This is a genomic window from Streptomyces deserti (assembly GCF_054782695.1).
The window spans coordinates 1-24,511 of sequence record NZ_BAAGRZ010000018.1 but is presented as its reverse complement, the minus strand read 5'-3'; the positions used below and the strand labels follow the sequence as shown (position 1 = coordinate 24,511).

General features: G+C 70.5%; 19 protein-coding genes and 4 pseudogenes. 13 read left to right on the top strand and 10 right to left on the bottom strand.

The window, feature by feature from the left end; translation table 11 throughout:
• The first annotated feature begins 108 nt into the window (after positions 1-108).
• Entirely contained in the window at positions 109-1,074 is a 966-nt protein-coding gene (locus ACYVMZ_RS25960) for a bifunctional riboflavin kinase/FAD synthetase (protein WP_461083661.1), read from the top strand.
• On the opposite strand, the gene ACYVMZ_RS25955 is transcribed toward ACYVMZ_RS25960, so the two are convergent.
• The 7 genes and pseudogenes from ACYVMZ_RS25955 to ACYVMZ_RS25925 form a co-directional block, all read right to left on the bottom strand.
• Positions 1,019-2,107, bottom strand: coding sequence for an oligopeptide/dipeptide ABC transporter ATP-binding protein (locus ACYVMZ_RS25955; RefSeq protein WP_461083659.1), 1,089 nt, complete (start codon positions 2,105-2,107; stop codon positions 1,019-1,021). The two genes, ACYVMZ_RS25960 and ACYVMZ_RS25955, sit on opposite strands and share 56 nt — an antisense overlap.
• A complete protein-coding gene (locus ACYVMZ_RS25950; protein WP_461083657.1) occupies positions 2,104-3,096 on the bottom strand; it encodes an ABC transporter ATP-binding protein in 993 nt (330 codons plus the stop codon). The genes ACYVMZ_RS25955 and ACYVMZ_RS25950 overlap by 4 nt, the downstream gene beginning before the upstream one ends.
• The gene (locus ACYVMZ_RS25945; RefSeq protein ID WP_461083655.1) at positions 3,093-4,004 is read right to left on the bottom strand and encodes an ABC transporter permease; all 912 of its coding nucleotides are present in this window, start codon (positions 4,002-4,004) and stop codon (positions 3,093-3,095) included. The genes ACYVMZ_RS25950 and ACYVMZ_RS25945 overlap by 4 nt, the downstream gene beginning before the upstream one ends.
• Positions 4,001-5,044 (bottom strand): ABC transporter permease, encoded by a 1,044-nt coding sequence (locus tag ACYVMZ_RS25940; protein WP_461083653.1) that lies wholly within the window; start codon positions 5,042-5,044, stop codon positions 4,001-4,003. Before ACYVMZ_RS25940 ends, ACYVMZ_RS25945 begins: the two co-directional genes overlap by 4 nt.
• A 14-nt stretch (positions 5,045-5,058) precedes the next feature.
• Complete coding sequence (locus ACYVMZ_RS25935) at positions 5,059-6,912, bottom strand: ABC transporter substrate-binding protein (RefSeq protein WP_461083651.1); 1,854 nt, start codon at positions 6,910-6,912, stop codon at positions 5,059-5,061.
• A gap of 319 nt (positions 6,913-7,231) precedes the next feature.
• Positions 7,232-10,246, bottom strand: coding sequence for a MinD/ParA family ATP-binding protein (locus ACYVMZ_RS25930; protein WP_461083850.1), 3,015 nt, complete (start codon positions 10,244-10,246; stop codon positions 7,232-7,234).
• 705 nt (positions 10,247-10,951) lie between these two features.
• Positions 10,952-11,032: pseudogene (locus tag ACYVMZ_RS25925) on the bottom strand (hypothetical protein); the annotation flags it as partial.
• Positions 11,033-11,524: 492 nt separating this feature from the next.
• Between ACYVMZ_RS25925 and ACYVMZ_RS25920 the strand changes: the two are divergent.
• A complete protein-coding gene (locus ACYVMZ_RS25920; protein ID WP_461083649.1) occupies positions 11,525-11,659 on the top strand; it encodes a hypothetical protein in 135 nt (44 codons plus the stop codon).
• Positions 11,660-11,727: 68 nt separating this feature from the next.
• Here the strand turns inward: ACYVMZ_RS25920 and ACYVMZ_RS25915 are convergent, their stop codons facing one another.
• Positions 11,728-12,024, bottom strand: a complete 297-nt coding sequence (locus ACYVMZ_RS25915) for a DUF397 domain-containing protein (RefSeq protein ID WP_461083647.1) — start codon at positions 12,022-12,024, stop codon at positions 11,728-11,730.
• 112 nt (positions 12,025-12,136) lie between these two features.
• Here ACYVMZ_RS25915 and ACYVMZ_RS25910 point away from each other — a divergent pair, with 112 nt between their 5' ends.
• From ACYVMZ_RS25910 to ACYVMZ_RS25885, 6 genes are all read left to right on the top strand, one after another.
• Positions 12,137-12,556: a hypothetical protein gene (locus tag ACYVMZ_RS25910; protein ID WP_461083645.1), complete on the top strand. Its 420-nt coding sequence runs from the start codon at positions 12,137-12,139 to the stop codon at positions 12,554-12,556.
• Between the two features lie 358 nt (positions 12,557-12,914).
• Positions 12,915-13,202 (top strand): 30S ribosomal protein S15, encoded by a 288-nt coding sequence (gene rpsO, locus ACYVMZ_RS25905; RefSeq protein WP_023546329.1) that lies wholly within the window; start codon positions 12,915-12,917, stop codon positions 13,200-13,202.
• A 397-nt stretch (positions 13,203-13,599) separates the two neighbouring features.
• Positions 13,600-15,822: a polyribonucleotide nucleotidyltransferase gene (locus ACYVMZ_RS25900; protein ID WP_461083642.1), complete on the top strand. Its 2,223-nt coding sequence runs from the start codon at positions 13,600-13,602 to the stop codon at positions 15,820-15,822.
• Complete coding sequence (locus tag ACYVMZ_RS25895) at positions 15,819-17,198, top strand: M16 family metallopeptidase (protein WP_461083640.1); 1,380 nt, start codon at positions 15,819-15,821, stop codon at positions 17,196-17,198. The genes ACYVMZ_RS25900 and ACYVMZ_RS25895 overlap by 4 nt, the downstream gene beginning before the upstream one ends.
• 26 nt (positions 17,199-17,224) lie before the next feature.
• Positions 17,225-17,977 (top strand): 4-hydroxy-tetrahydrodipicolinate reductase, encoded by a 753-nt coding sequence (gene dapB / locus ACYVMZ_RS25890; protein WP_461083638.1) that lies wholly within the window; start codon positions 17,225-17,227, stop codon positions 17,975-17,977.
• A 13-nt stretch (positions 17,978-17,990) separates the two neighbouring features.
• Positions 17,991-18,443: a tetratricopeptide repeat protein gene (locus tag ACYVMZ_RS25885; protein WP_461083636.1), complete on the top strand. Its 453-nt coding sequence runs from the start codon at positions 17,991-17,993 to the stop codon at positions 18,441-18,443.
• A gap of 83 nt (positions 18,444-18,526) precedes the next feature.
• Here the strand turns inward: ACYVMZ_RS25885 and ACYVMZ_RS25880 are convergent, their stop codons facing one another.
• Both ACYVMZ_RS25880 and ACYVMZ_RS25875 read right to left on the bottom strand, forming a co-directional pair.
• The gene (locus tag ACYVMZ_RS25880; RefSeq protein WP_461083634.1) at positions 18,527-19,099 is read right to left on the bottom strand and encodes a PH domain-containing protein; all 573 of its coding nucleotides are present in this window, start codon (positions 19,097-19,099) and stop codon (positions 18,527-18,529) included.
• Between the two features lie 114 nt (positions 19,100-19,213).
• Entirely contained in the window at positions 19,214-19,453 is a 240-nt protein-coding gene (locus ACYVMZ_RS25875) for a hypothetical protein (protein WP_461083632.1), read from the bottom strand.
• A gap of 188 nt (positions 19,454-19,641) precedes the next feature.
• Between ACYVMZ_RS25875 and ACYVMZ_RS25870 the strand changes: the two are divergent.
• The 5 genes and pseudogenes from ACYVMZ_RS25870 to ACYVMZ_RS25850 all read left to right on the top strand — a co-directional run.
• A pseudogene (locus ACYVMZ_RS25870) lies at positions 19,642-19,929 on the top strand (FAD-dependent thymidylate synthase); the annotation flags it as partial.
• Positions 19,909-20,835 (top strand): annotated as a pseudogene (locus ACYVMZ_RS25865) (HNH endonuclease); the annotation flags it as partial. The pseudogenes ACYVMZ_RS25870 and ACYVMZ_RS25865, both read left to right, overlap by 21 nt.
• Positions 20,836-20,838: 3 nt before the next feature.
• A pseudogene (thyX, locus tag ACYVMZ_RS25860) lies at positions 20,839-21,288 on the top strand (FAD-dependent thymidylate synthase); the annotation flags it as partial.
• Between the two features lie 211 nt (positions 21,289-21,499).
• A complete protein-coding gene (dapA, locus tag ACYVMZ_RS25855) occupies positions 21,500-22,399 on the top strand; it encodes a 4-hydroxy-tetrahydrodipicolinate synthase (RefSeq protein ID WP_461083630.1) in 900 nt (299 codons plus the stop codon).
• 155 nt (positions 22,400-22,554) lie between these two features.
• Positions 22,555-24,240: a ribonuclease J gene (locus tag ACYVMZ_RS25850; protein ID WP_461083628.1), complete on the top strand. Its 1,686-nt coding sequence runs from the start codon at positions 22,555-22,557 to the stop codon at positions 24,238-24,240.
• The last annotated feature ends 271 nt before the right edge of the window (positions 24,241-24,511 follow it).

The window sequence follows — 24,511 nt, the reverse complement described above, 5'->3', positions numbered from 1 at the left end:
AGCGCCCATGCCGATGCGGGGCGGGGGCACCCGGCATGGCACCCTTAGACCTGCGTAGGGGCAACCACGTACCCGGGTTCGACGAGGTTTCGACAAGGAGCAGGCACAGTGCAGCGCTGGCGTGGCTTGGAGGACATCCCCCAGGACTGGGGGCGCAGCGTCGTCACCATCGGCTCCTACGACGGAGTGCACCGCGGACACCAGCTGATCATCCGGCATGCCGTGGACCGCGCCCGTGAACTGGGCGTGCCCGCCGTGGTCGTCACCTTCGACCCGCACCCCAGCGAGGTCGTCCGCCCCGGCAGCCACCCGCCGCTGCTCGCCCCGCACCACCGCCGCGCCGAACTCATGGCGGAACTGGGCGTGGACGCCGTGCTCATCCTGCCCTTCACGACCGAGTTCTCGAAGCTGTCCCCGGCCGACTTCGTCGTCAAGGTCCTGGTCGACAAGCTGCACGCCAAGGCCGTCGTCGAGGGCCCCAACTTCCGCTTCGGGCACAAGGCGGCCGGGAACGTGGAGTTCCTCGCCGAACAGGGCAAGATCTACGACTTCGAGGTCGAGGTCGTCGACCTGTATGTGACCGGCGCGGCGGGCGGCGGGCAGCCGTTCTCCTCGACGCTGACCCGGCGCCTGGTCGCCGAGGGGGACGTCGAGGGCGCCGCCGAGATCCTGGGCCGGCCGCACCGGGTGGAGGGCATCGTCGTGCGCGGCGCCCAGCGCGGCCGCGAGCTCGGCTTCCCGACCGCCAACGTCGAGACGCTGCCGCACACCGCGATCCCGGCCGACGGCGTCTACGCCGGCTGGCTGCACGCCCAGGGTGAGGCGATGCCGGCCGCGATCTCCGTCGGCACCAACCCGCAGTTCGACGGCACCGAGCGCACGGTGGAGGCGTACGCCATCGACCGGGTCGGGCTGGACCTGTACGGGCTGCATGTCGCCGTGGACTTCCTGGCCTTCGTCCGCGGGCAGGCGAAGTTCGACACCGTCGAGGCGCTGCTGGAGCAGATGGCCGAGGACGTCAAGCGGTGCCGGGAGCTGGTGGCCCAGGCCGAGGCCGAGGCCGAGCGGGGCTGAAGCCGCCTTCCGGCAGCTCTGAGAGGGCCTGGGCGGTCCCCTTGGCGCGTGCCCAGTGGCATGCCACCTGGGCCGCCCCGCTCCCGTCGAGGACCTCCAGGTCCCGGTCGCGGCACGCTCCGGCGACGCCCGCCCGGTCCGCCTCGCCGCTCGCCAGGATCTGGCAGCGGGCGCGGAAACGGCAGCCGGCCGGGATGCGGGACGGGTCCGGGGGCTCGCCGGTGAGGACGACCGGGTCGCCCGGAGCCTCCGGCAGGACGGACAACAGGGCCTGCGTGTACGGGTGCCTGGGCGCCGTGAGGACCTGCTCCACGGCGCCCGTCTCCACGATCCGGCCCAGATACATCACGGCGACCCGGTCGGCGATGTTCCAGGCCAGCCCCAGGTCGTGCGTGACCACCAGCGCGGACAGGCCGAGTTCGTCGCGCAGCCGCAGCAGCAGGGCCAGGATCTCGCCACGCACCGAGGCGTCGAGGGAGGCCACCGGCTCGTCGGCGACGAGCAGTTCCGGCTCCAGGACGAGCGCGCCGGCGATGACGACGCGCTGGCGCTGCCCGCCCGACAGTTCGTGCGGGTAGCGCAGGAAGAAGCGCTCCGGGGGGCGAAGCCCGGCCCGGGACAGGGCCTCGGCGACCGCCGCCCGCTCGTCGCCGCCGTACCCGTGGATGCGTGGCCCCTCGGCCACCGCGTCGTACACGGTGTGCCGCGGGTTGAGCGAGCCGCTCGGGTCCTGCAGCACCAGCTGGACGCGCCGGCGGTACGCCTTCAGGGCCCGGCCGGAGTACTCCAGCGGCCGTCCGTCGAAGGTGACACGGCCCTCGGTCGGCGCGACCAGGCCCAGCAGACAGCGGGCCAGCGTCGTCTTGCCGCAGCCCGACTCGCCGACCAGCGCGACGATCTCGCCGGGCCGGATGTCGAGGTCGACGCCGTCCACAGCGCGGGCGCGGGGCGCGCCGTGCTGGCCGGGGAAGGTGACGTGCAGGCCCCGGGCGCTGAGCAGAGGCGCCACGGTGACCTCGGGGGACGTCGTCATGGGGTGCTGCGCCTCGCTTCCTCCAGGGGCTCCGCCGCGGTGTCCGGTACATGGACGCAGGCCGCCCGCCGCTCAGGGCCCGCCTCACGCAGCGGCTGGTCCCGCGTCGCGCAGGACTCCAGCGCCACCGGGCACCGCGGATGGAACGTGCAGCCGGACGGCAGCGCCGCCGGGTCGGGCGGGTCGCCCGGCAGGCCGCGCGGCGCGAACCGCGAGGCCGGGTCGCCGATCCGCGGGAACGCGGCCGACAGGGCCCGGGCGTACGGGTGCCGGGCGTCCTCGTAGACCTGCCGGGCCGGGCCCTCCTCGACCACGCGGCCCGCGTACATCACCGCGAGCCGGTCGCAGGTGTCGGCGAGGACCGCCAAGTCGTGACTGATCATGATCAGGCCCAGGTCCTGCTCGGTGACCAGCTGCTCGATCAGCCGCAGGATCTGGGCCTGGATCATCACGTCCAGGGCGGTGGTCGGCTCGTCGGCGATGATCAGCCGCGGATCGCAGGCCAAAGCCATGGCGATCATGACGCGTTGCCGCTGCCCGCCGGACAGTTCGTGCGGGTAGGCGTCCGCGCGGGCCGCCGGGAGGCCGACGTGCTCCAGCAACTCGCCGGTCCGCCTCTTCGCCCCGGCCGCGGTCGCCTTCCGGTGCAGCAGGATCGGCTCGGCGATCTGGTCGCCGACGCGGTGCACGGGGCTGAGGGAGTGCATCGCGCCCTGGAAGACGATGGAGGCCCCGGCCCAGCGGACCGCCCGGACCCGGCCCCACTTCATCGTCAGGACGTCCTCGCCGTCGAGCAGGATCTCGCCGGTGATCCGGGTCCCGGCCGGCAGCAGCCGCAGCAGCGCCAGCGCCAGCGTGGACTTGCCGCAGCCGGACTCCCCGGCGATCCCGAGTTTCCGGCCCGCCTCCAGACGCACGTCCACCCCGCGCACGGCGGCCGCGCCACCGGCGTACGTCACCGTCAGATCCCTGACGTCGAGCAGGCTCACCGCGCCACCCCCAGCCTGGGGTTGAGGACGGACTCCACGGCCCGCCCGCACAGCGTGAACGCCAGCGCCACCCCCGCGATCGCGATGCCCGGCGGCACCAGATACCACCAGTCCCCGGCACTGACCGCCCCCGCCTCCCGGGCGTCCTGCAACAGCCCGCCCCACGACACGACCGTCGGGTCGCCGAGGCCGAGGAAGGCGAGGGTCGCCTCGGCCAGGATCGCCGAGGAGATGATCAGCGTCGTCTGGGCCAGCACCAGCGGCATGACATTGGGCAGCACGTGCCGGGACATGATGTGCCAGTGGCCGCCGCCGAGCGCCCTGGCGCGTTCGATGTACGGCCGGGTCTCCACCGCCAGCGTCTGCGCGCGCACCAGCCGGGCCGTCGTCGGCCACGTCGTCACACCGATCGCCACGACGATCGTGGTCAGCGAGCGGGACATCACGGTGGCCAGGGCGATCGCCAGGACCAGCGTCGGCATCACCAGGAACCAGTCGGTGATCCGCATCATCACCGTCGCGTACCAACCGCGGAAGTGCCCGGCTGTGACACCGATCAGCGTGCCGATCGCCACCGACAGCACGGCGGCCAGCAGCCCCACCAGCAGCGAGACCCGCGCGCCCCACACCACCAGACCGAGCAGGTTCCGCCCGAACTGATCGGTACCGAAGGGGAATCGGGCACTCGGGCTCTCCATCGGACGGCCCGGAGCGTCGGTCACACTGCTCACGTCCGAGCCGACGAGCAGCGGCGCGGCGATCGCCAGCAGCCCGAACAGCACGAGCGCGGCCAGGCCGAACAGCCCCGTCCGGTGGGTGCGGTACTGCCGCCAGAAGCGCGCGGCAGAGGCCCGGCGCCGCTGCCAGGCCAGGGCGCGTGGACTCACGGGAACGATCTCGGCGGTCATCGGCCCACCCTGGGGTCGAGCAGCGGATAGATCAGGTCGGCGAGCGTGTTCATCACGATCACCGCGGCGGCGAACACGAAGAACAGCCCCTGCACCAGCGGCAGGTCGGGCACGCTCAGCGCCTGGTAGAACAGCCCGCCGAGCCCCGGCCAGGAGAACACGGTCTCCACCAGGATCACGCCCGCCACCGTCCGGCCGAGGTTGATGAAGATCAGCGTCACGGTCGGCAGCAGCGCGTTGGGCACGGCGTGCCGGCGCCGTACGAGGTCGTCGCGCAGGCCCTTCGCCCGCGCGGTCGTCAGATAGTCGCTGCCCATCTCGTCGAGCAGCGCCGACCGCGTGACCAGCAGCGTCTGCCCGTACTCCACGGCCACCAGCGTCACCACCGGCAGCATCAGATGGTGCGCCACGTCCACGACGTACGCGAAGCCCTCCTTGCCGCCCGACTCCATGCCGCCCGTGGGAAACAGCCCGGGAACCGGCCCGATGCCCACCGACAGCGTGATGATCAGCAGCAGCCCCAGCCAGAAGGACGGAACGGAGTACAGCGTCAGCGCGAGGCCGGTGTTGAGCCGGTCGCCGAGCCGGCCGTGCCGCCACGCCGAGCGCGTGCCGAGGAAGATGCCGAGGACGGTGTACAGGACGAAGGCGGTACCGGTGAGCAGCAGCGTGTTCGGCAGCGCCTCGGTGATCTTGTCGACGACGGGCGCACGGAACTGGTACGACGTGCCGAAGTCACCGGTGAGCGCCTTGCCGCAGTAGTCGGTGAACTGCCGCCACAACGGCAGGTCGAGCCCGAACTCCCTGCGGTACGCGGCCAGTTGCTCCTCCGACACCTGGCGTCCGCCGGTCATGGTCTTCACCGGGTCGCCGGGGATCAGCCGGAAGAGGAAGAAGCTGGTGACGAGGACGGCCAGCAAAGACACGGCCGCCCCGGCCACTTTGCACGCCACGTACCGCGGATAGGCCGTGCTGCGGCGCGCCCGGGTCCCGGCCGTCTCCGCCTTCTCGACCAGCGCGGGTGTCGCGTCAGCGGTCATGTGGATCCGATCGCCTACTCACGGTCCTCGGCGGTGGCCCGCCGGCGCATCGCCACGAACGCCCCGAGCCCCGCGAGGACGACGACCGCCGCGACGATGCCGACGACGACTCCCGTCGACGACGAACCGCCGGAGGAGTCACCGGAGTCGGCCGGCACCGCCGACCACCAGCTCCAGTAGCCGTCCTGGCCGTAGATGTTGCCCGCCTTCGCCGGCATGGTGGTGATCGACTCGATCTGGTCCGTGCGGTAGGCCTCGACCGCGTTCGGATACGCCATGACGTTCATGTACCCGAGGTCGTACAGCCGCGACTCCAGCCGCTTGACGATCTCGGCCCGTTTCGCGGGGTCGTACTCGGCGAGCTGCTGCGCGTAGAGCTCGTCGTACCGCTTGTCGCAGATGAAGTTGTCGGTGGCGCCCGTGTCCTTCGGGGTCGCCGGGAGCGCCGCGCAGGTGTGGATGGACAGCACGAAGTCGGGGTCGGGGTTGACGGACCAGCCGTCGAAGGCGAGGTCGTACTTCCCGGCGAGCCACGGATCGGTCACGTTGTCCAGGCAGTTGAGGGTGACCCCGATGCCGAGCTCGCCCCACCACTCCTGGAGGTACTTGCCGACCGCCTTGTCGTTCGGGTCGGTGGCGTGGCACAGCACGCGGTAGGTGATCGGCTTGCCGTCCTTGCCGACCCGCCTGCCGTCGCCGTTCTTCCTGTAGCCCGCCTGATCGAGGAGCCGGGCCGCCTGCGCCGGGTCGTACGCCAGTTCCTGGCTCGGGGAGGGCTTCCAGAAGTACTGCGAGAAGCGCGGCGGGATGTAGCCCTGGCCCTCGACCGCGTGGCCCTGGAACACCTTGTCGACGATGGCCTTGCGGTCGACCGCCATGAACAGGGCGTGCCGCACCCGCTGGTCCAGCAGGGAGGGGTGCCCGTCGCCGAACTTCTGGCCGTTCTTCGCCCGGGCGCCCGGGTTGGTGGCCAGGGCGTAGAAGCGCCGGCCGGGGGCGTCGTTGACGTGGATGTTCTTCTCGCCCTTCAGCGAGGCGGCCTGAGCGGGTGTCAGGGTCGGCGACCCGGCGACGAAGGAGACCTCGCCCTTGCGCAGGGCCGACACCGCCGCGTCCTGGTCCTTGTAGTAGCGGAAGACCAGCTCGTCGAACTTCGGGGCGCCGCGCCAGAAGTCCTTGTTGGCCTTGAGGCGTACGTAGCTGTCGGGCTTGTATCCGGTGAGGATGAACGGCCCGTTGCCGACGACGGGGAAGCTCTTGTCGTTGTTGAACTTCGAGAAGTCGGTGACCTTCTCCCACACGTGCTTGGGCACGATCGGCACGTCCAGGGCGGTCATCGTGGCCTGGGGCTTCTTCAGCTCGATGACCAGCTTGGTGGGGCTGGGGGCCGTCACCTTCCGGAAGTTGGCGACGAAGCTGCCGTTGGCGGTGGCAGCGCCGTCGTCGGTCATCATCGTGTTGAACGTCCAGGCCGCGTCCTCGGCGCTGACCTGCTTCCCGTCCGACCACGTGGAGTCCGAGCGGATCGTGTACGTCCAGGTCAACTTGTCCGGCGACGACTGCCACCGGGTGGCCAGACCCGGGACGACGTGGTTGTCCTTGGGGTCGTAGTTGGTCAGGTACTCGTACGTGAGCCGGTGAATGCTCGTACTGAGCAGCCGGACCGCGAGGAACGGGCTGAGCGAGTCGACGCTCTGCGCCACCGCGACGGTCAGCACCTTCTTGCCGTCGTCGGCCGCCCGGGCCTGCGGCGGCGCCGGGTTGAGCGGAGTCGCGAGGGAGGCGGTGAGGGAGAGCGCGGCCGCGCCGGCCGCTGCGGCGAGCCGCACGCCGCGCGCAGGGTTACGGGTCTGATCGGGTGTGTCCATGGCTCGGTGACCTCGCGTCATCGCTCGCACGGGAAGGACGGTTGATCAGGTGTCAGATGGATGATGAGTGTGTCTATCAGCGGCCGTCTGCACGCGTCAACGGCGCGTGAACCCCTTGTGGCCTGCGGAAATAACGAATTGACGAGGGTTTTTCGACCATTGGTCGAGACCACTGACGCCCTCCTGGCCAGGGCCTGACGACGGGTTTCGCCGTTCGGAGCCTCCCCGGACACGAAAAGCCCGCGCCGAGGGGATCGGCGCGGGCCGGGAAGGGGATCGGCCCCTCGAAAGGGGCCGATCGGGTGACAGGGGGACGGCTTCAGGCCTGAGCGGGCGGCTGAGGCGGCGGGGTCTGGCCGCCCGGCTGCGGGTAGCCGTAGCCCGGCTGCGGGGGGCCTGCCGGGGGCTGGCCGGGCTGGGGGTACGGCTGCTGCCCCGGTTGTCCCGGCTGCGGGTACGGCTGTCCCGGCTGGGCGTAGGGCTGGCCGGGGGCGTACGGCTGACCGGGCTGCGGCTGCGGCTGCGGCTGCTGCGGATACGGGCCCGGCTGGCCCGGGACCTGATGGCCGGGCATCGGCTGCTGGCCCGGGAGGGGCTGGCCCGGCAGCGGCGGGGCGGCCACCGGCGGCGGGTTGCCGTCGGAGGTCCACAGGCCGTGCATCTGCTGGTGACGGACGAAGTCCTCGGCGACCATCGCCGCGAGGTTGAAGTACGCCTCCCGCACCTTCGGCCGCATCATGTCGAGGTCGACCTCGGCACCGGCGGCCAGATGCTCGTCGAACGGCACCACGATCACCCCGCGGCAGCGGGTCTCGAAGTGCGCCACGATGTCCTCGACCTTGATCATCTTCCCGGTCTCGCGGACCCCCGAGATGACGGTGATGGAGCGCGAGACGAGGTCGGCGTACCCGTGCGCGGACAGCCAGTCGAGCGTCGTACTGGCGCTGGACGCACCGTCCACGGACGGGGTGGAGATGATGATGAGCTGGTCGGCGAGGTCCAGCACACCGCGCATGGCGCTGTAGAGCAGACCGGTACCCGAGTCGGTCAGGATGATCGGGTACTGCTTGCCGAGCACGTCGATCGCGCGCCGGTAGTCCTCGTCGTTGAAGGTCGTGGACACGGCCGGGTCGACGTCGTTGGCGATGATCTCGAGCCCGGACGGCGCCTGGGACGTGAACCGCCGGATGTCCATGTACGAGTTGAGGTACGGGATCGCCTGGACGAGGTCACGGATGGTGGCCCCGGTCTCGCGGCGCACGCGGCGGCCCAGCGTACCGGCGTCCGGGTTGGCGTCGATCGCGAGGATCTTGTCCTGCCGCTCACTGGCCAGCGTGGAACCGAGAGCGGTGGTCGTGGTCGTCTTGCCGACCCCGCCCTTGAGGCTGATCACGGCGATCCGGTAGCAGGACAGCACCGGCGTACGGATCAGCTCCAGCTTCCGCTGCCGCGCGGCCTCCTCCTTCTTGCCGCCCAGCTTGAACCGGCCACCACCGGCCGCCGGACGGCTGCTCTTCGCCTTCTGCTTCTTGCTGTTGAGCAGCCGGTCGGACGACAGCTCCACGGCCGCGGTGTAACCGAGCGGCGCGGCACCGGGGTTGGTCGGCTGCCGCTGGTCGTGCTGCATGGGCTGCGGCCAGGCGGCACCGGCGCGGGGGTCGACCGGGGGGTGCGGTTGGCCGGGCTGCGGGGCCTGTCCGGGCTGTCCCGGCTGCGGGGCTTGGCCGGGCTGGGGGTAGCCGTAGCCGGGCTGCGGGGGCTGGTTCGGGGGCTGCGGCTGTCCGGGCTGCGGCTGCTGGGGGGCGTGCGGGGATGCCTGTGGTGGTCCGGCCTGCGGCTGCTGGGGAGCCTGGCCAGGATGGGTGGGCTGGGCCAATCCCTGCGGTGCGCCCTGCGGAGCGGCCGACGGGGCCTGGCCGTCGTGCTGCGGCTGCCCTGGCTGCGGGACGTCGTGCTGCGGCTGCCCTGGCTGCGGGACGCCGTACTGCGGCTGGCTCTGCGGCTGTGCCTGTGCCTGTGCCTCTGCCTGCTGTGCCGGCGGCTGCGGGAAACCGTAACCGCCTTGGGCGTTGGGTGCGGGCGGAGTCGGTGCGCCGGGCTGCGGGAAGCCGTAGCCGCCCTGGGCGTGGGGTGCGGCAGGGGTCTGGGCTCCCGCCTGCGGGAAGCCGTAGCCGCCCTGCGGGTTCGGCATGGGCGCAGGCGTGCCGTCCGGCTGCTGGGCCGGGGGCTGCTGCGCCGCCGGGGCCGGAGCGCCGGGGTGGGGGAAGCCGTAGCCGGGCTGCGGTGCGGGCTGGGCCGGCGCCTGGTTCGGCGGCGTCGGTACGGCCGCCGGGTTCCACGCGGCGGGCGCGGACTGCGGCGCCTGGGGCTGGAACGGCTGCTGCTGGGGCGGTACCGACGGCTGGGCAGGTGCCGTCGGGTGGCCCTGCGCGGCCGCCGGCTGCGGCTGAGCCGGAGCGTTCGGGTCCGTCGGCTGCGCGGAGGGCTGGGGCTGCTGCTGCGGCTGGGCGGGCCACTGGCCCGCGGGCGCCGGCGCGGCCGGCTGGTACGTCGGCGGCAACGGCGGCAGGCCACCCTGCGGCGCCGGGGGAGTCCAGGCGGGCGGCGGGGCGTCCGACGGGCCGTTCGGGACGGCGTCCTGGGGTGCGCTGTCGTGAGGCGCGGCGTCGGCGGTCGCGGCGTCCGAGGGAGCCGCGTCGGCGGGCTCCGCGTCAGCGGGCTCGGGCGTAGCGGGCGCCACGTCCGCGGGCACCGCGTCCTGCGGCTCGGCGCCCTCCTGGGCGTCTGCCTCGGCCTCGGCATCCTGAGTAACGGCGTCCTGAGTAATGGCGTTCTGAGGCGCGGCGTCCTGAGGCGCGGCGTCCTCGGGCTCCGCCGGTGCGGCGTCCTCCGGCCCGGTCACCGCGAGCTCCGCGTCCGCGGGCTCGGCGTCCTGGGAGGCATCGGCGTCGCTGACGCCGGAGGCATCGTCCGCGCCGGGGGCGGCGCCATCGCCCTCCGCCTCAGCGGAGCCGGACACGGCGCTCACGTCGGAGTCGCCGACCCCATCAGCCGTATCAACACCAGCGGTATCAGCAGTATCGGCAGCATCGCCGGCGGCATCGGCTACCGCACCCTCGGCGTCACCGCCGACGCCCTGGGGCTCACGGGCACCACCTGCCGTGACCCCTGCGTCCTGCCCGGCCTCGCCGACAGCGGACCGGGCGTCCTTGTCGTCCTTGTCGTCGTCGTTGTTTTCGTCGTCGTCCTTGCCGTCCACGGACTCCAGCCGCGCCTCGACCGCGGCGGCACGCTCCGCGATCTCCCGCTTCAGGGCGGCGGAGGAGAAGCGCATGGTGGCGCCGCTCTCCAGATCCCCGTTACCGGACTCGGCCTCCTCGGAAGCAGTCGGAGCCGGCTGCGTCCACTGCGCCTGGAACCCGCCGACCGGGATGTTCGGCACGGCCGTGGGAGAGGCCGGATCCGCCGCAGGCGCCTCGGTCCGCTCCTCCGACTGCGGCTGCTGCGGCTCGAACCCGCTCCCCACCGGAAGCTTGGGCACGGCGACCGGGCTCCCCACGGGCGGCGCGGGCGGCGTGAAAGGCGCAACCGGCCCGGGCGCTGGCGCGGGCGGCGTGAAGGGGGCGCCAGGAGCGGGCGCGGGCGGCGTGAACGGAGCGTCAGGAGCGGGCGCGGGCGGCGTGAACGGAGCGTCAGGAGCGGGCGCGGGCGCCGACGGCGTGAACGGTGCCCCGGGCGCCGGAGCCGGAATGGCGCTCGGCCCCCCGGCGCCGGTCGCGTGCGGCGGCGGAGTCAGCCCCGGCAGCGGGGGCATGGGCGCACCCGAAGAAGACGGGGAAGAGGCACGCGAAGCGGAGGAGGGGGAGGAAGAGGAGGGGGAGCAAGACGAAGAGGAACCGCCCGAGGCCGCCCCCCCATCCGAGGCACCCCCAGAGCTCCCGGACGCACCAGAACCCCCCGCCCCGGCCCCCGAACTCCCCGACGCGTTCTGCGTGTACCACGCAGGCGGCGCGTAGTCGATGGTGAACTCGCCCGTCGTCTCTACTGCGGACTCCGCGTCGGGCTGGTCATCGCCGGGTGTCGCCCAGCCCCCGCGGTTCCCGTCCCGCTCGCTGCTCACAGTTCCTCCTGGTGTGGTCGAGCACCCTCATGCCGTGCTGGGGCGACCCTTGCTTGTCGTCCGAAGTGCTTCGAATAAGTCCGAAGGCGTTCGAGGTCGTCCGATCCACCGGCTTCCCCCGCTCTCCCCCTGAGGCGCCGACGCCCGGTCCACGGGTCTGACGTCGCGCCCAGTCCCAGCCTAATCACCACAAGCCCTGCCCCGGCAGCCCCGTCCACCTCTCGGCACCAGCCGTTCACGCCGCCCGCAGCGGCAAGGGATGTGAACATTCAGAACTCAATAGCGCGAAATGGTCACCAGGGGAACGCTTCGATCGTCGCACGCCGTCGAACTCGGCCCGACCGTCCCGTGAGGGGTCAAGGGCCCGACCCGCTAGTCCATCCGACGCGGGGTACCCATCACGCCCGATCTCTGCGTCCGTCGGCTGCGTAACTTCTGGGTTTTGCCCCACGGCGAAGAGGAACCGCCCAGCCGTTCCGCTACACGGCTCGGGTGGCGGCCACGCTCGCCGCCGGCCTGGCCTGCCTCGTCTTCCTCGGTCTCGGGCTCGCCCTGAACCCGTCGGCGGAGTACCGGCGCGACGTGTACGCGGCTGCCCGGTCGATGACCGGCAACGGATCGCCGTAACCTCCGGCCGCGCGCTGACGGGTTGACGGGTTGACGGGCGGCACGTATACGTGCCGCCCGTCAACGCCTCACTCCGATGCCATCCCACCGTTGTGCGGCGCCGGCTCCAGATCGAACTCCCCATCCCGCGCGCCCAGCACGAACGCCCGCCACTCGGCCTCCGTATAGCGCAGCACGGTGTCCGGATCGAGGGAGGACCGCATGGCCACGGCGCCGCCGGGAAGGTAGGCGATCTCGACCCGCTCCTCGTGCTCCTCCGTACCGGGCGCGCAGTGCCATTCCACGCCCGAGATGTCGAGTGCGTACAGCTCGTCCCTCTCGCGCTCCTTGCGTGCCTTGAGTTCCCTGTCCTCGGCTTCGGCCATCGTGGCTCGGCCCCTTCTGTCTGTTCCAACGAGCTGTGCAGCTACCCTACTTGCCGCCGTTCTCGCTGGTCAGAGGTTTGCTCATACGCATCACCCGGACGACATCCGGGAGATGGCCGAGACCCGCTCGAAGTCCCCGGAGGAGAACGGAACGGTCTACTGCACCGAGACGATCCGCACCGTAGGCCAGAAGGTTCCGGCGATGGGCACGTGGCCGACAGACACGATCCTCGCCGAGGGATTCGGCAACCGTGTCGCAGGCCTCCGGATCGGCGCCTTCGGAGAGCAGGTCTCCATGGATACGGGCGTCACCGACGTTCCGGGCGCAGCGGATCGCCCCGCGCACCGGGAAGACGCAGTGGACTGCAAAGTGGCCCCGAGCATCGAGGGCGTCCTCCTCGTCTCCGCGTCGCCGCTGTCATCGCCGTCGCCGCCGACGGATATCGATCACCGACCTGACCTCTCTGCAGAGGGCGGCAAGGCCCGGGCGACGATCAGACTGGTATGCCGACCACCAGCTCTTCGCCTGTGACAGGGTCTTCAGCGCCGTGGTCGAGGGCTGCGACAGGATGGTCGTGGGAATGGGCCGGCTGTACATGACGACGGCGAACGACGTCGTGGCGTACGACCTCGCCGCCGAGGGCGAGGCGGGGAATGGGACGTGGTCGCGGTCGGCACCGACGAGCGTCGGCCGAGGCCCGCACCAGCCCCCGGACCATCGCATCCGGCGGGGCTGGTACCCTGAGTGACGGCCGTTTGTGTACGCACCCCCGGAGCCCACCGCTCTGGAGGCCGCGCCCAGCGGATCCCCGCCTTCCGAGTCACGGAAGATCCCCCGAGAAGAAGACCGGGGGCACTCGGTGGCCACTCACAGACTATGAGGAGTACGCGTGTCGCTCGACGCCGCTACGAAGAAGCAGATCATCTCCGAGTTCGGTACCAAGGAGGGTGACACCGGCTCCCCCGAGGTCCAGGTCGCTCTGCTGTCCCGTCGGATCTCCGACCTGACCGAGCACCTCAAGACCCACAAGCACGACCACCACTCCCGCCGTGGTCTGCTGATCCTGGTCGGTCAGCGCCGCCGCCTGCTGCAGTACCTCGCCAAGAAGGACATCCAGCGCTTCCGTACGCTGGTCGACCGCCTCGGCATCCGCCGCGGCGCGGCGGGCGCCAAGTAAGACGCCGTGAAGGGAGCGGTTCCCTGGGGAAAGGGGGCCGCTCCCTTTGCTGTACGTGCGGAGTGTCACTGCCCCTTTGTAGTGTGGTAGCACAACGCAATAGGTACGACTCAGCGTGATGACCCGGTCCGGTACCGGGTACGTCGTCACAACGAACGTCAACACGACCGTCCCCAGGACGGCCGTCACCCGACGACCGTCATCCTGACGACCGTCACGACGACAAAAAGTAACGAGGAGAAGCGCACCTCGCCGCCGCCGGTCCTCGGTAGTGGCCCCCGGGCAACGAGCCCCGGGTGCTTCGATCGAAGACCGGCCCGCACCAGACGGAGCGCTTCTCCGCCACCGTCCCCCTGCCACACGGGCAAGGAGGGACGAAGACGAGGAGAAAACGCTAGTGGAGAACGAGACCCACTACGCCGAGGCCGTCATCGACAACGGCGCCTTCGGCACCCGCACCATCCGTTTCGAGACGGGCCGACTGGCCAAGCAGGCCGCCGGCTCCGCCGTGGCGTACCTGGACGACGACACCATGGTGCTGTCGGCCACCACCGCCTCCAAGCAGCCCAAGGAACAGCTCGACTTCTTCCCGCTGACGGTCGACGTCGAGGAGCGGATGTACGCCGCCGGCAAGATCCCCGGCAGCTTCTTCCGCCGTGAGGGCCGGCCCTCCGAGGACGCGATCCTCACCTGCCGCCTCATCGACCGCCCGCTGCGCCCGTCCTTCAAGAAGGGCCTGCGCAACGAGATCCAGGTCGTCGCCACGATCATGGCGCTCAACCCCGACCACCTGTACGACGTCGTCGCGATCAACGCGGCCTCCGCGTCCACGCAGCTGGCCGGCCTGCCCTTCTCCGGCCCGATCGGCGGCGTCCGCGTCGCGCTGATCCGCGGCCAGTGGGTGGCCTTCCCGACGCACACCGAGCTCGAGGACGCCGTCTTCGACATGGTCGTCGCGGGCCGTGTCCTGGAGGACGGCGACGTCGCGATCATGATGGTCGAGGCCGAGGCCACCGAGAAGACCATCAAGCTGATCGAGGGCGGCGCCGAGGCGCCCACCGAGGAGATCGTCGCCGCCGGTCTGGACGCCGCGAAGCCCTTCATCAAGGTGCTCTGCAGGGCCCAGGCGGACCTGGCCTCCAAGGCCGCCAAGCCGACCGGCGAGTTCCCGATCTTCCTGGACTACCAGGACGACGTGTTCGAGGCGCTGACCGCCGCCGTCAAGCCCGAGCTCGCCCAGGCGCTCACCATCGCCGGCAAGCAGGAGCGCGAGGCGGAGCTGGACCGCGTCAAGCAGCTCGCCGCCGAGAAGCTCCTGCCGGAGTTCGAGGGCCGCGAGAAGGAGATCTCCGCCGCGTACCGCTCGCTCACCAAGCAGCTGGTCCGCGAGCGCGTGATCAAGGAGAAGAAGCGCATCGACGGCCGCGGACTCACCGACATCCGCACCCTGGCCGCCGAGGTCGAGGCGATCCCGCGGGTCCACGGTTCGGCCCTGTTCGAGCGCGGTGAGACCCAGATCCTGGGCGTCACCACGCTGAACATGCTCCGCATGGAGCAGCAGCTGGACACCCTCTCCCCGGTGACCCGCAAGCGCTACATGCACAACTACAACTTCCCGCCGTACTCCACCGGCGAGACCGGCCGCGTCGGCTCCCCGAAGCGCCGCGAGATCGGCCACGGCGCCCTCGCCGAGCGCGCCCTGATCCCGGTCCTGCCGACGCGCGAGGAGTTCCCGTACGCGATCCGCCAGGTGTCCGAGGCCCTCGGCTCCAACGGCTCGACGTCCATGGGCTCGGTGTGCGCCTCCACCATGTCGCTGCTGAACGCCGGTGTGCCGCTGAAGGCCCCGGTCGCCGGTATCGCCATGGGCCTGATCTCCCAGGAGATCGAGGGCGAGACGCATTACGTCACCCTCACCGACATCCTCGGTGCGGAGGACGCCTTCGGCGACATGGACTTCAAGGTCGCCGGCACCAAGGAGTTCGTGACCGCCCTCCAGCTCGACACCAAGCTGGACGGCATCCCGGCCTCCGTCCTGGCCGCCGCCCTCAAGCAGGCCCGCGACGCCCGCCTCCACATCCTCGACGTGATGATGGAAGCGATCGACACGCCGGACGAGATGTCCCCCAACGCCCCGCGGATCATCACCGTCAAGATCCCCGTGGACAAGATCGGCGAGGTCATCGGCCCCAAGGGCAAGATGATCAACCAGATCCAGGAGGACACCGGCGCGGACATCACCATCGAGGACGACGGCACCATCTACATCGGCGCCGTCGACGGCCCGTCCGCCGAGGCCGCCCGTACGGCGATCAACTCGATCGCCAACCCGACCATGCCGGAGGTCGGCGAGCGCTACCTCGGCACGGTCGTGAAGACGACCACCTTCGGTGCGTTCGTCTCCCTGCTGCCCGGCAAGGACGGTCTGCTGCACATCTCGCAGATCCGCAAGCTGGCCGGCGGCAAGCGCGTGGAGAACGTCGAGGACGTGCTCGGCGTGGGCGCCAAGGTCCAGGTCGAGATCGCCGAGATCGACTCCCGCGGCAAGCTCTCCCTCGTTCCGGTGATCGAGGGCGAGGAAGGCTCCTCCGACGAGAAGAAGGACGACGCCGACCAGTGACGTCCCCCGGCTCGAAGGCGACGGCCCGCACCTCTTCGGAGGCGCGGGCCGTCGCCCGTACCCAAACCCTCATCAAAGGCACCAACGGCATCGGCACCGTCCGCAAGACCACCCTCCCCGGTGGCCTGCGCATCGTCACCGAAACGCTGCCCTCGGTCCGCTCCGCCACCTTCGGCATCTGGGCGCACGTCGGCTCCCGCGACGAGACCCCGTCCCTGAACGGCGCCACGCACTACCTGGAACACCTGCTCTTCAAGGGAACGAACCGCAGGTCGGCCCTGGACATCTCCTCCGCCATCGACGCCGTCGGCGGCGAGATGAACGCGTTCACGGCGAAGGAGTACACGTGCTACTACGCGCGCGTGCTCGACACCGACCTGCCGCTCGCCATCGACGTCGTCTGCGACATGCTGACCGACTCCCTCATCCTCGAAGAGGACGTCAATGTCGAGCGGGGCGCCATCCTCGAAGAGATCGCGATGACCGAGGACGACCCGGGCGACTGCGTGCACGACCTGTTCGCGCACACGATGTTCGGCGACAACCCCCTCGGCCGCCCGGTCCTCGGCACGGTCGACACGGTCAACGCCCTCACGGCCGACCGCATCCGCCGCTTCTACAAGAAGCACTACGACCCGACCCACCTCGTGGTCGCCTGCGCCGGCAACGTCGACCACGGCAAGGTCGTACGCCAGGTCCGCGCGGCCTTCGAGAGGGCGGACGCCTTCCGGGACCTCGGCGCCGAGCCCGTCACCCCGCGCAGCGGCAGCCGCACCATCCGCACCGCGGGCCGCGTCGATCTCATCGACCGCAAGACCGAACAGGCGCACGTCGTCCTCGGCATGCCGGGCCTGTCCCGCACGGACGAGCGCCGCTGGGCCCTCGGCGTGCTGAACACGGCCCTCGGCGGCGGCATGTCCTCCCGCCTCTTCCAGGAGGTCCGAGAGAAGCGCGGCCTGGCCTACAGCGTGTACTCGTACACCTCCGGCTTCGCCGACTGCGGCCTGTTCGGCGTGTACGCGGGCTGCAGGCCGTCGCAGGTGCACGACGTGCTGAAGATCTGCCGCGACGAGCTCGACCACGTCGCCGAGCACGGCCTCTCCGACGACGAGATCGGGCGGGCCATCGGCCAGCTCCAGGGCTCCACGGTCCTCGGCCTGGAGGACACGGGCGCGCTGATGAACCGTATCGGCAAGAGCGAGCTGTGCTGGGGCGAGCAGATGTCCGTCGACGACATGCTGGCCCGGATAGCCTCGGTCACCCCGGACGACGTCCGCTCGGTCGCCCGCGAGATCCTGGGACGGCGGCCCTCCCTGTCGGTCATCGGCCCGCTGAAGGACAAGCAGGCGTCCCGGCTGAACGACGCCGTCGCCTAATCCCCTCCGGTAAGGAAGCACAACAGATGAGCAAGCTGCGCGTGGCGGTCCTCGGCGCCAAGGGCCGGATCGGCTCGGAGGCGGTACGAGCCGTCCAAGCCGCCGACGACATGGAACTGGTCGCCGCCCTCAGCCGGGGCGACAAGCTCGAGAGTCTCGCCGAGACCGGCGCCCAGGTCGCCGTCGAGCTGACCACGCCCGCCTCGGTCATGGGCAACCTCGACTTCTGCGTACGCCACGGCATCCACGCGGTCGTCGGTACGACGGGCTGGACCGACGACCGCCTCGCGCAGCTGAAGAGCTGGCTCGCCCAGTCCCCGGAGACGGGCGTCCTGATCGCGCCGAACTTCTCCATCGGCGCGGTCCTGACGATGAAGTTCGCGCAGATCGCCGCCCCGTACTTCGAGTCCGTCGAGGTCGTCGAACTGCACCACCCGAACAAGGTCGACGCCCCGTCCGGCACCGCCACGCGCACCGCCCAGCTCATCGCCGAGGCCCGCCGCACCGCCGGCTCCGCCCCGGCCCCGGACGCCACCGTGACGGCCCTGGACGGCGCGCGCGGAGCCAGGGTCGACGGCATCCCCGTCCACGCCGTCCGCCTGCGCGGCCTGCTCGCCCACCAGGAGGTGCTGCTCGGCGGCGAGGGCGAGACCCTCACCATCCGCCACGACTCCCTCCACCACAGCAGCTTCATGCCGGGCATCCTGCTGGGCGCTCGCCGGGTGGTGACCACCCCGGGCCTCACCTTCGGCCTGGAACACTTCCTGGACCTGAGCTGAGCCCCTGACCGTCATGCGCGCGAAGATCTCCTACGCCCTCACGGCCGCCGTCCTGGTCGTCTACTTCGTCCTGGTCGGCAGCCGCGGCGTCCTGCTCATCGAAGCCGGCACGCCCCTCACCGTCACCTTCGGCCTAGCTGTGCTGATCCTGCCAGTGATCGGCGTGTGGTTCCTGTGGAAGAACACCCAGTTCGTCCGCAGGGCCAACCAGCTCGCCGCCGAGCTCGACGCCGAGGGCGGCCTGCCCGTCGACGAGCTGAAGCGCACCCCCAGCGGCCGCATCGACCGGGACTCGGCCGACGAGGTCTTCGCCAAACGCAAGGCCGAGACCGAGGCGGCCCCCGACGACTGGCGCACCTGGTTCCGCCTCGCCATCGCCTACCACGACGCCCGCGACACCCCCCGCGCCCGCAAGGCGATGCAACGCGCCATCGCCCTGCACGACGGCAAGCACGCCGAGGTCTGAGGCGTACGGCGGTCACGCCGAAGGGGCCGGTCCGCGGCGAGTGCGGACCGGCCCCTTCGTGCCGCTCTCGGAATTCCCCGGGTTCAGCCGCGGACCACTGCGGCGCCCGGCCTGTTCTCCGCGGCCCACGCCTCGATCGTGTCGGCCGCCCGGTCGAACGCCTCCGGACGCGCGAGGAAGTCCGCGCTGTGCGAGGTCAGCAGCGGCGGCACGGCGTCCGCCGCACGCCCCTGCCGTACGAGAAGCAGCGCCTGCCCCTGCACCGCCCGCGGCAGCCCGAGCAAGCGCACCGGTTGCTGCACTGTGCGCACGGAGACCACCTGCTCCCAGGGCGCCGTACGCGTGCTGAAGAACCCCACATGACGCAGCCCCTGGGCACTCACCCACACACCCATGCGCAGCAGCCGCAGGGCACCGGCGATGACGGCCAGCGCGATACCGAAGACCACTCCGGCAGAGGACACCGAGGCCGTCGCCGCGATGATCACCGCCGCGAAGAGCACGAACGAGGCGAGCAGCAGCGCAAGCGCGGACGCCCCCACGCGCCACGGCCCGGGACGGTACGGACGCCGCCAGCGGTCCCGGTCGTGGTACGGCAGCGGGACATCGTCCGCTCCCTCGAAAGCGCGGTCGGCCGTCAGGAAGGGCAGGGGCACGACTGGTCCTCACTCGATCCATACGTGGGCTGTGCCCGGTGAGGTTAATGGACCTGTGTCCCCGGTCACCACCCTCGGGGGTCCGGTGGAGTCAGCCCCTGGCCCTGTGACGGCTCAACGGTTGTCGGACGCCTGTGACTGCTGGGTCTGCGTCGCCGAGTGATCGAGGGACAGCGCGGGCATCCCGAGCACCAGGGAACCCACGAGGCCGGTGACGATGGTGAGGCCCAGCAGCCAGCGCCCGGCCATCTGACCGGCGGACGCCCGCTCACGGGGCGGGGGAGTGACATTGCTGCGGAACCTGTCGGCTTCGGCGAGGAAGGCGAACGGTACGGGTTCGCGCCGACCGAACATCGGGGGTGCAGCTCCCTTCGGGGTAGTACGGATCACTGTCATCCGTAGAGACGAACGAACTCCCCCAGAGGTGCCCTGTTTCACCGACTTCATAGCGGCGCGGCACAAAAGCCCCGTTCGGTGGGCCGCGGAGAGGGGGGCCGTAGAGTGGCGTCGCCAAGAGACGAGATGGGAAGGCCCTGCGAACCGTGACCGAGACCCCCGACGACTTCAAGATCGACCTCCGCAGTGACGTCACCGTTGAACTGGTGAAGCACAGCGCGAGCGACTCCGACGTGCTGTTCGCGGCCCGTGTGTCGACCCTCGGGGAGCAGTCCCTGGACGAGCTCAAGAAGGACCCGGAGCGCTCGAAGGGCCTGATCAACTTCCTCATGCGGGACCGGCACGGCAGCCCGTTCGAGCACAACTCGATGACGTTCTTCATCAGCGCCCCGATCTTCGTCTTCCGCGAGTTCATGCGTCACCGCGTGGGCTGGTGCCTCGCCGGCGACACCGAGATCACACTCGAGAGCGAAGCGGGCAACCTCCGTCGACGCACCATCGCCGAGCTGTACGAGCTCTGGCACGCGGGCGTCGAGGACCGGCTCCCGCACTCGGCGGGCGGTGTGAGCTGGCACCGCGGTGCCGGCAAGTGGATGGCCCAGGTCCGCAGCGGCGAGACCAACCACCATCTCGGCCTCTACCACAACCGGGAGGCGGCCGAGTCCGCCGTTGTGGAATTCCGCGAGCAGCACCCCAGCACGCGTCTGCCCAAGCTCGAATCGGTGCGCCGCAACCACGTGCGCTGCTACGACGAGGAGACGCTCCTCGCCCAGCGGGCCAGGATCGTCGACGTGATCCAGTCCGGCGTGAAGTCCCTGATCAAGATCACCACGGCCTCCGGGAAGGTGCTCCGGTGCACGGTCGATCACGCCGTGTTCACCCCGGAGGGCTGGTGCAAGGCGGGCGAACTCGCTGTCGGGGACGCGGTCATGGCCGCGGGCACAGGCCCGCGCCCCTCCCAGGCCCTCGTCCCGCCCAGCCTGCGACGGGGCATCGGCGTATGGACCGCCATGCAGCGCGAGCGGCTGATCAAGGAGATCGACGCCTGCCATCTCTGCGGGCGCGACCTCCCTCGCGACCAGCTCGCCCTTGACCATGTGATCCCCGTCGCGCGCGATCTGGTCCAGGCTCTCGACGAGAAGAACCTCGCCCCCGCCTGCGAGCCCTGCCACGCTGCCAAGAGCGCCGGAGAACAGGCGCTGGCCCGGCGCGGCGGCACGGTCGCACAGGCCGTTCCGGACGTGATCGTCACCATTGAGGACGACGGCGAGGAGATGACGTACGACCTCTCCGTCGAAGGTCCCTGGCACAACTTCCTCGCGGACGGGATTGTCGTGCACAACTCGTACAACGAGGAGTCGGGCCGCTACCGCGAGCTGCAGCCCGTCTTCTACGTGCCGGACGCATCCCGCAAGCTGGTGCAGCAGGGCCGGCCGGGCAAGTACGAGTTCGTCGAAGGCACCCCCGAGCAGCACACACTCGTGAGCGACGCCATGGAGGAGACGTACCGCCAGGCCTACCGGACGTACCGCCAGATGCTCGCCGCCGGCGTCGCCCGCGAGGTCGCCCGCTCGGTCCTCCCCGTCGGCCTGTTCTCCTCCATGTACGCCACCTGCAACGCCCGCTCGCTGATGCACTTCCTCGGCCTGCGCACCCAGCACGAGCTGGCCAAGGTCCCGTCCTTCCCGCAGCGGGAGATCGAGATGGTCGGCGAGCAGATGGAAGCGGAGTGGGCCAAGCTCATGCCGCTCACTTACGCCGCCTTCAACGCGAACGGCCGTGTGGCGCCGTAACGCACCTCCGTTCCCCAGCAGGGCACAGATGTGCGCATCAGTCGCGCGAAGTGTCCGTATTGCGGCATTTGGCGAAGTTCATCTAGCCTGATCAAACGGGTCCGGCACTGCTTGAACCCCCGAGCAGGCAGTGCCGGGCTCCCCCTTTGTCGCGACTTGTCGCCTGCCCCGAGGGCAGACCCGGTCCTGAGCAACGAGTAGCGTGTAACCCATGGCTCCGACCTCCACTCCGCAGACCCCCTTCGGGCGGGTCCTCACCGCCATGGTCACGCCCTTCACGGCGGACGGCGCACTCGACCTCGACGGCGCGCAGCGGCTCGCCACGCACCTGGTGGACGCAGGCAACGACGGCCTGGTCATCAACGGCACCACCGGCGAGTCGCCCACCACCAGTGACGCGGAGAAATCGGATCTCGTACGAGCGGTCCTGGAGGCGGTCGGCGACCGCGCCCATGTGGTCGCCGGTGTCGGTACGAACGACACCCACCACAGCATCGAACTGGCCCGGGCGGCGGAGCGCACCGGCGCACACGGCCTGCTCGTCGTCACGCCGTACTACAACAAGCCCCCGCAGGAGGGCCTGTACCGGCACTTCACGGCCATCGCCGACGCCACCGAGCTGCCGGTCATGCTCTACGACATCCCGGGCCGCAGCGGCGTGCCGATCAACACGGAGACGCTCGTCCGCCTCGCCGAGCACCCCCGGATCGTCGCCAACAAGGACGCCAAGGGCGACCTCGGCCGCGCCAGCTGGGCCATCGCCCGCTCCGGCCTCGCCTGGTACTCCGGCGACGACATGCTGAACCTGCCCCTGCTCTCCGTGGGGGCGGTCGGCTTCGTCTCGGTCGTCGGCCACCTGGTCACCCCCGAGCTGCGCGCCCTGGTCGAGGCGTACACCTCGGGCGACGTCCAGAAGGCGACCGAGATCCACCAGAAGCTCCTCCCGGTCTACACGGGCATGTTCCGCACCCAGGGCGTGATGACCACGAAGGCCGCGCTCGCCCTCAAGGGCCTGCCCGCCGGTCCCCTGCGCGCCCCCATGGTGGAGTGCACGCCGGAAGAGATCGAACAACTCAAGATCGATCTTGCCGCAGGCGGGGTACAGCTCTGACAACAGACTTCGCGCGACCGCACGCGCACGCAGACTCCACAACTGAATAAGCAGGCCACCGGTGCCTGCACCCCACAACGACAACTGCTTCTGCACGAACGTCATGCGCGCCACGTGCCCTACCGGTACGTGGCGCGTGTGGTGAGGAGAGTCTTTTGAGTCATCCGCATCCTGAACTCAGCGCACCCCCGCCGCTCCCCGAAGGCGGCCTGCGGGTCACCCCGCTCGGCGGCCTCGGCGAGATCGGCCGGAACATGACGGTCTTCGAATACGGCGGCCGCCTGCTGATCGTCGACTGCGGAGTGCTCTTCCCCGAGGAGGAGCAGCCCGGAATCGACCTGATCCTGCCGGACTTCTCGTCCATCCGGGACCGCCTCGACGACATCGAGGGCATCGTCCTCACCCACGGCCACGAGGACCACATCGGCGGCGTCCCCTACCTCCTGCGCGAGAAGCCGGACATCCCGCTGATCGGCTCCAAGCTGACCCTCGCCCTCATCGAGGCCAAGCTCCAGGAGCACCGCATCCGCCCCTACACCCTCCAGGTGGCGGAGGGGCACCGCGAGCGCATCGGCCCCTTCGACTGCGAGTTCGTCGCGGTCAACCACTCCATCCCCGACGCCCTGGCCGTCGCCATCCGCACCCCCGCGGGCATGGTGGTCCACACCGGCGACTTCAAGATGGACCAGCTCCCGCTGGACAACCGCCTGACGGACCTCCACGCGTTCGCACGCCTGAGCGAGGAGGGCATCGACCTCCTCCTCTCCGACTCCACGAACGCCGAGGTCCCCGGCTTCACCCCGCACGAGCGGGACATCTCCAACGTCCTGCGCCAGGTCTTCGCCGGCGCCCGCAAGCGGATCATCGTGGCGAGCTTCGCCAGCCACGTCCACCGCATCCAGCAGATCCTGGACGCGGCGTACGAGTACGGCCGCCGGGTCGCCTTCGTCGGCCGCTCCATGGTCCGCAACATGGGCATTGCCAGGGACCTCGGCTACCTCAAGGTCCCGCCGGGCCTGGTCGTGGACGTCAAGACCCTGGACGACCTCCCGGACAGCGAGGTGGTCCTGGTCTGCACGGGCTCCCAGGGCGAACCCATGGCGGCCCTGTCCCGCATGGCCAACCGGGACCACCAGATCCGCATCGTCGAGGGCGACACGGTGATCCTGGCGTCCTCACTCATCCCCGGAAACGAGAACGCGGTCTACCGCGTGATCAACGGCCTGACCCGCTGGGGCGCGAACGTCATCCACAAGGGCAACGCCAAGGTTCACGTCTCGGGCCACGCCTCGGCCGGCGAGCTGCTGTACTTCTACAACATCTGCCGTCCGAAGAACCTGATGCCGGTGCACGGCGAATGGCGCCACCTCCGTGCCAACGCCGAGCTGGGCGCCCTCACCGGCGTCCCGCACGACCGCATCGTCATCGCCGAGGACGGCGTGGCCGTCGACCTCGTCGAGGGCAAGGCCAAGATCTCCGGCAAGGTCCAGGCGGGATACGTCTACGTCGACGGCCTCTCGGTCGGCGACGTGGGCGAGCCGGCCCTCAAGGACCGCAAGATCCTCGGCGACGAGGGCATCATCTCGGTCTTTGTGGTCATCGACTCGTCCACCGGCAAGATCACCGGCGGCCCGCACATCCAGGCCCGCGGCTCGGGCATCGAGGACTCGGTCTTCGGCGACGTGATCCCCAAGATCACGGAGTCCCTCGAACGCTCCGCCCAGGAGGGCATCGTCGAACCCCACCAGCTCCAGCAGCTGGTGAGGAGGACCCTCGGCAAGTGGGTCTCGGACACGTACCGGCGCAGGCCGATGATCCTGCCTGTGGTGGTGGAGGTCTGACGGTCCGTCGGACCGTCGGACCGTCGGACCGTCGTCCGCGCCAACTGGGAGCGGGGCGCCTCGATTTGCATCGAGGCGCCCCGCTCCAGTACGTTTACAGCTCCGCCCAACCGGGAACCCGGCCACCTCGTGCGCCGGATCCAGTCCCCGAAGGGGGCGGTAATTCCGACTCAGAACCTCTGATAAAGTCGGATGCGCCGGAAAGGGAAACGCGGAAGCGGGAACCTGGAAAGGCAGCCGAAAGGCGAATCCCGCCGACTGGGAATCGGGT

What these genes read in the sequence shown, in the direction of transcription:
- ACYVMZ_RS25955 (WP_461083659.1), bottom strand. Translation starts at nt 2,107, where the DNA reads ATGACGACGTCCCCCGAGGTCACCGTGGCGCCTCTGCTCAGCGCCCGG.
- ACYVMZ_RS25945 (WP_461083655.1), bottom strand. Translation starts at nt 4,004, where the DNA reads ATGACCGCCGAGATCGTTCCCGTGAGTCCACGCGCCCTGGCCTGGCAG.
- ACYVMZ_RS25940 (WP_461083653.1), bottom strand. Translation starts at nt 5,044, where the DNA reads ATGACCGCTGACGCGACACCCGCGCTGGTCGAGAAGGCGGAGACGGCC.
- ACYVMZ_RS25935 (WP_461083651.1), bottom strand. Translation starts at nt 6,912, where the DNA reads ATGGACACACCCGATCAGACCCGTAACCCTGCGCGCGGCGTGCGGCTC.
- ACYVMZ_RS25930 (WP_461083850.1), bottom strand. Translation starts at nt 10,246, where the DNA reads ATGCGCTTCTCCTCCGCCGCCCTGAAGCGGGAGATCGCGGAGCGTGCC.
- ACYVMZ_RS25915 (WP_461083647.1), bottom strand. Translation starts at nt 12,024, where the DNA reads ATGGCCGAAGCCGAGGACAGGGAACTCAAGGCACGCAAGGAGCGCGAG.
- ACYVMZ_RS25910 (WP_461083645.1), top strand. Translation starts at nt 12,137, where the DNA reads ATGGCCGAGACCCGCTCGAAGTCCCCGGAGGAGAACGGAACGGTCTAC.
- dapB (WP_461083638.1), top strand. Translation starts at nt 17,225, where the DNA reads ATGAGCAAGCTGCGCGTGGCGGTCCTCGGCGCCAAGGGCCGGATCGGC.
- ACYVMZ_RS25885 (WP_461083636.1), top strand. Translation starts at nt 17,991, where the DNA reads ATGCGCGCGAAGATCTCCTACGCCCTCACGGCCGCCGTCCTGGTCGTC.
- ACYVMZ_RS25875 (WP_461083632.1), bottom strand. Translation starts at nt 19,453, where the DNA reads ATGTTCGGTCGGCGCGAACCCGTACCGTTCGCCTTCCTCGCCGAAGCC.
- dapA (WP_461083630.1), top strand. Translation starts at nt 21,500, where the DNA reads ATGGCTCCGACCTCCACTCCGCAGACCCCCTTCGGGCGGGTCCTCACC.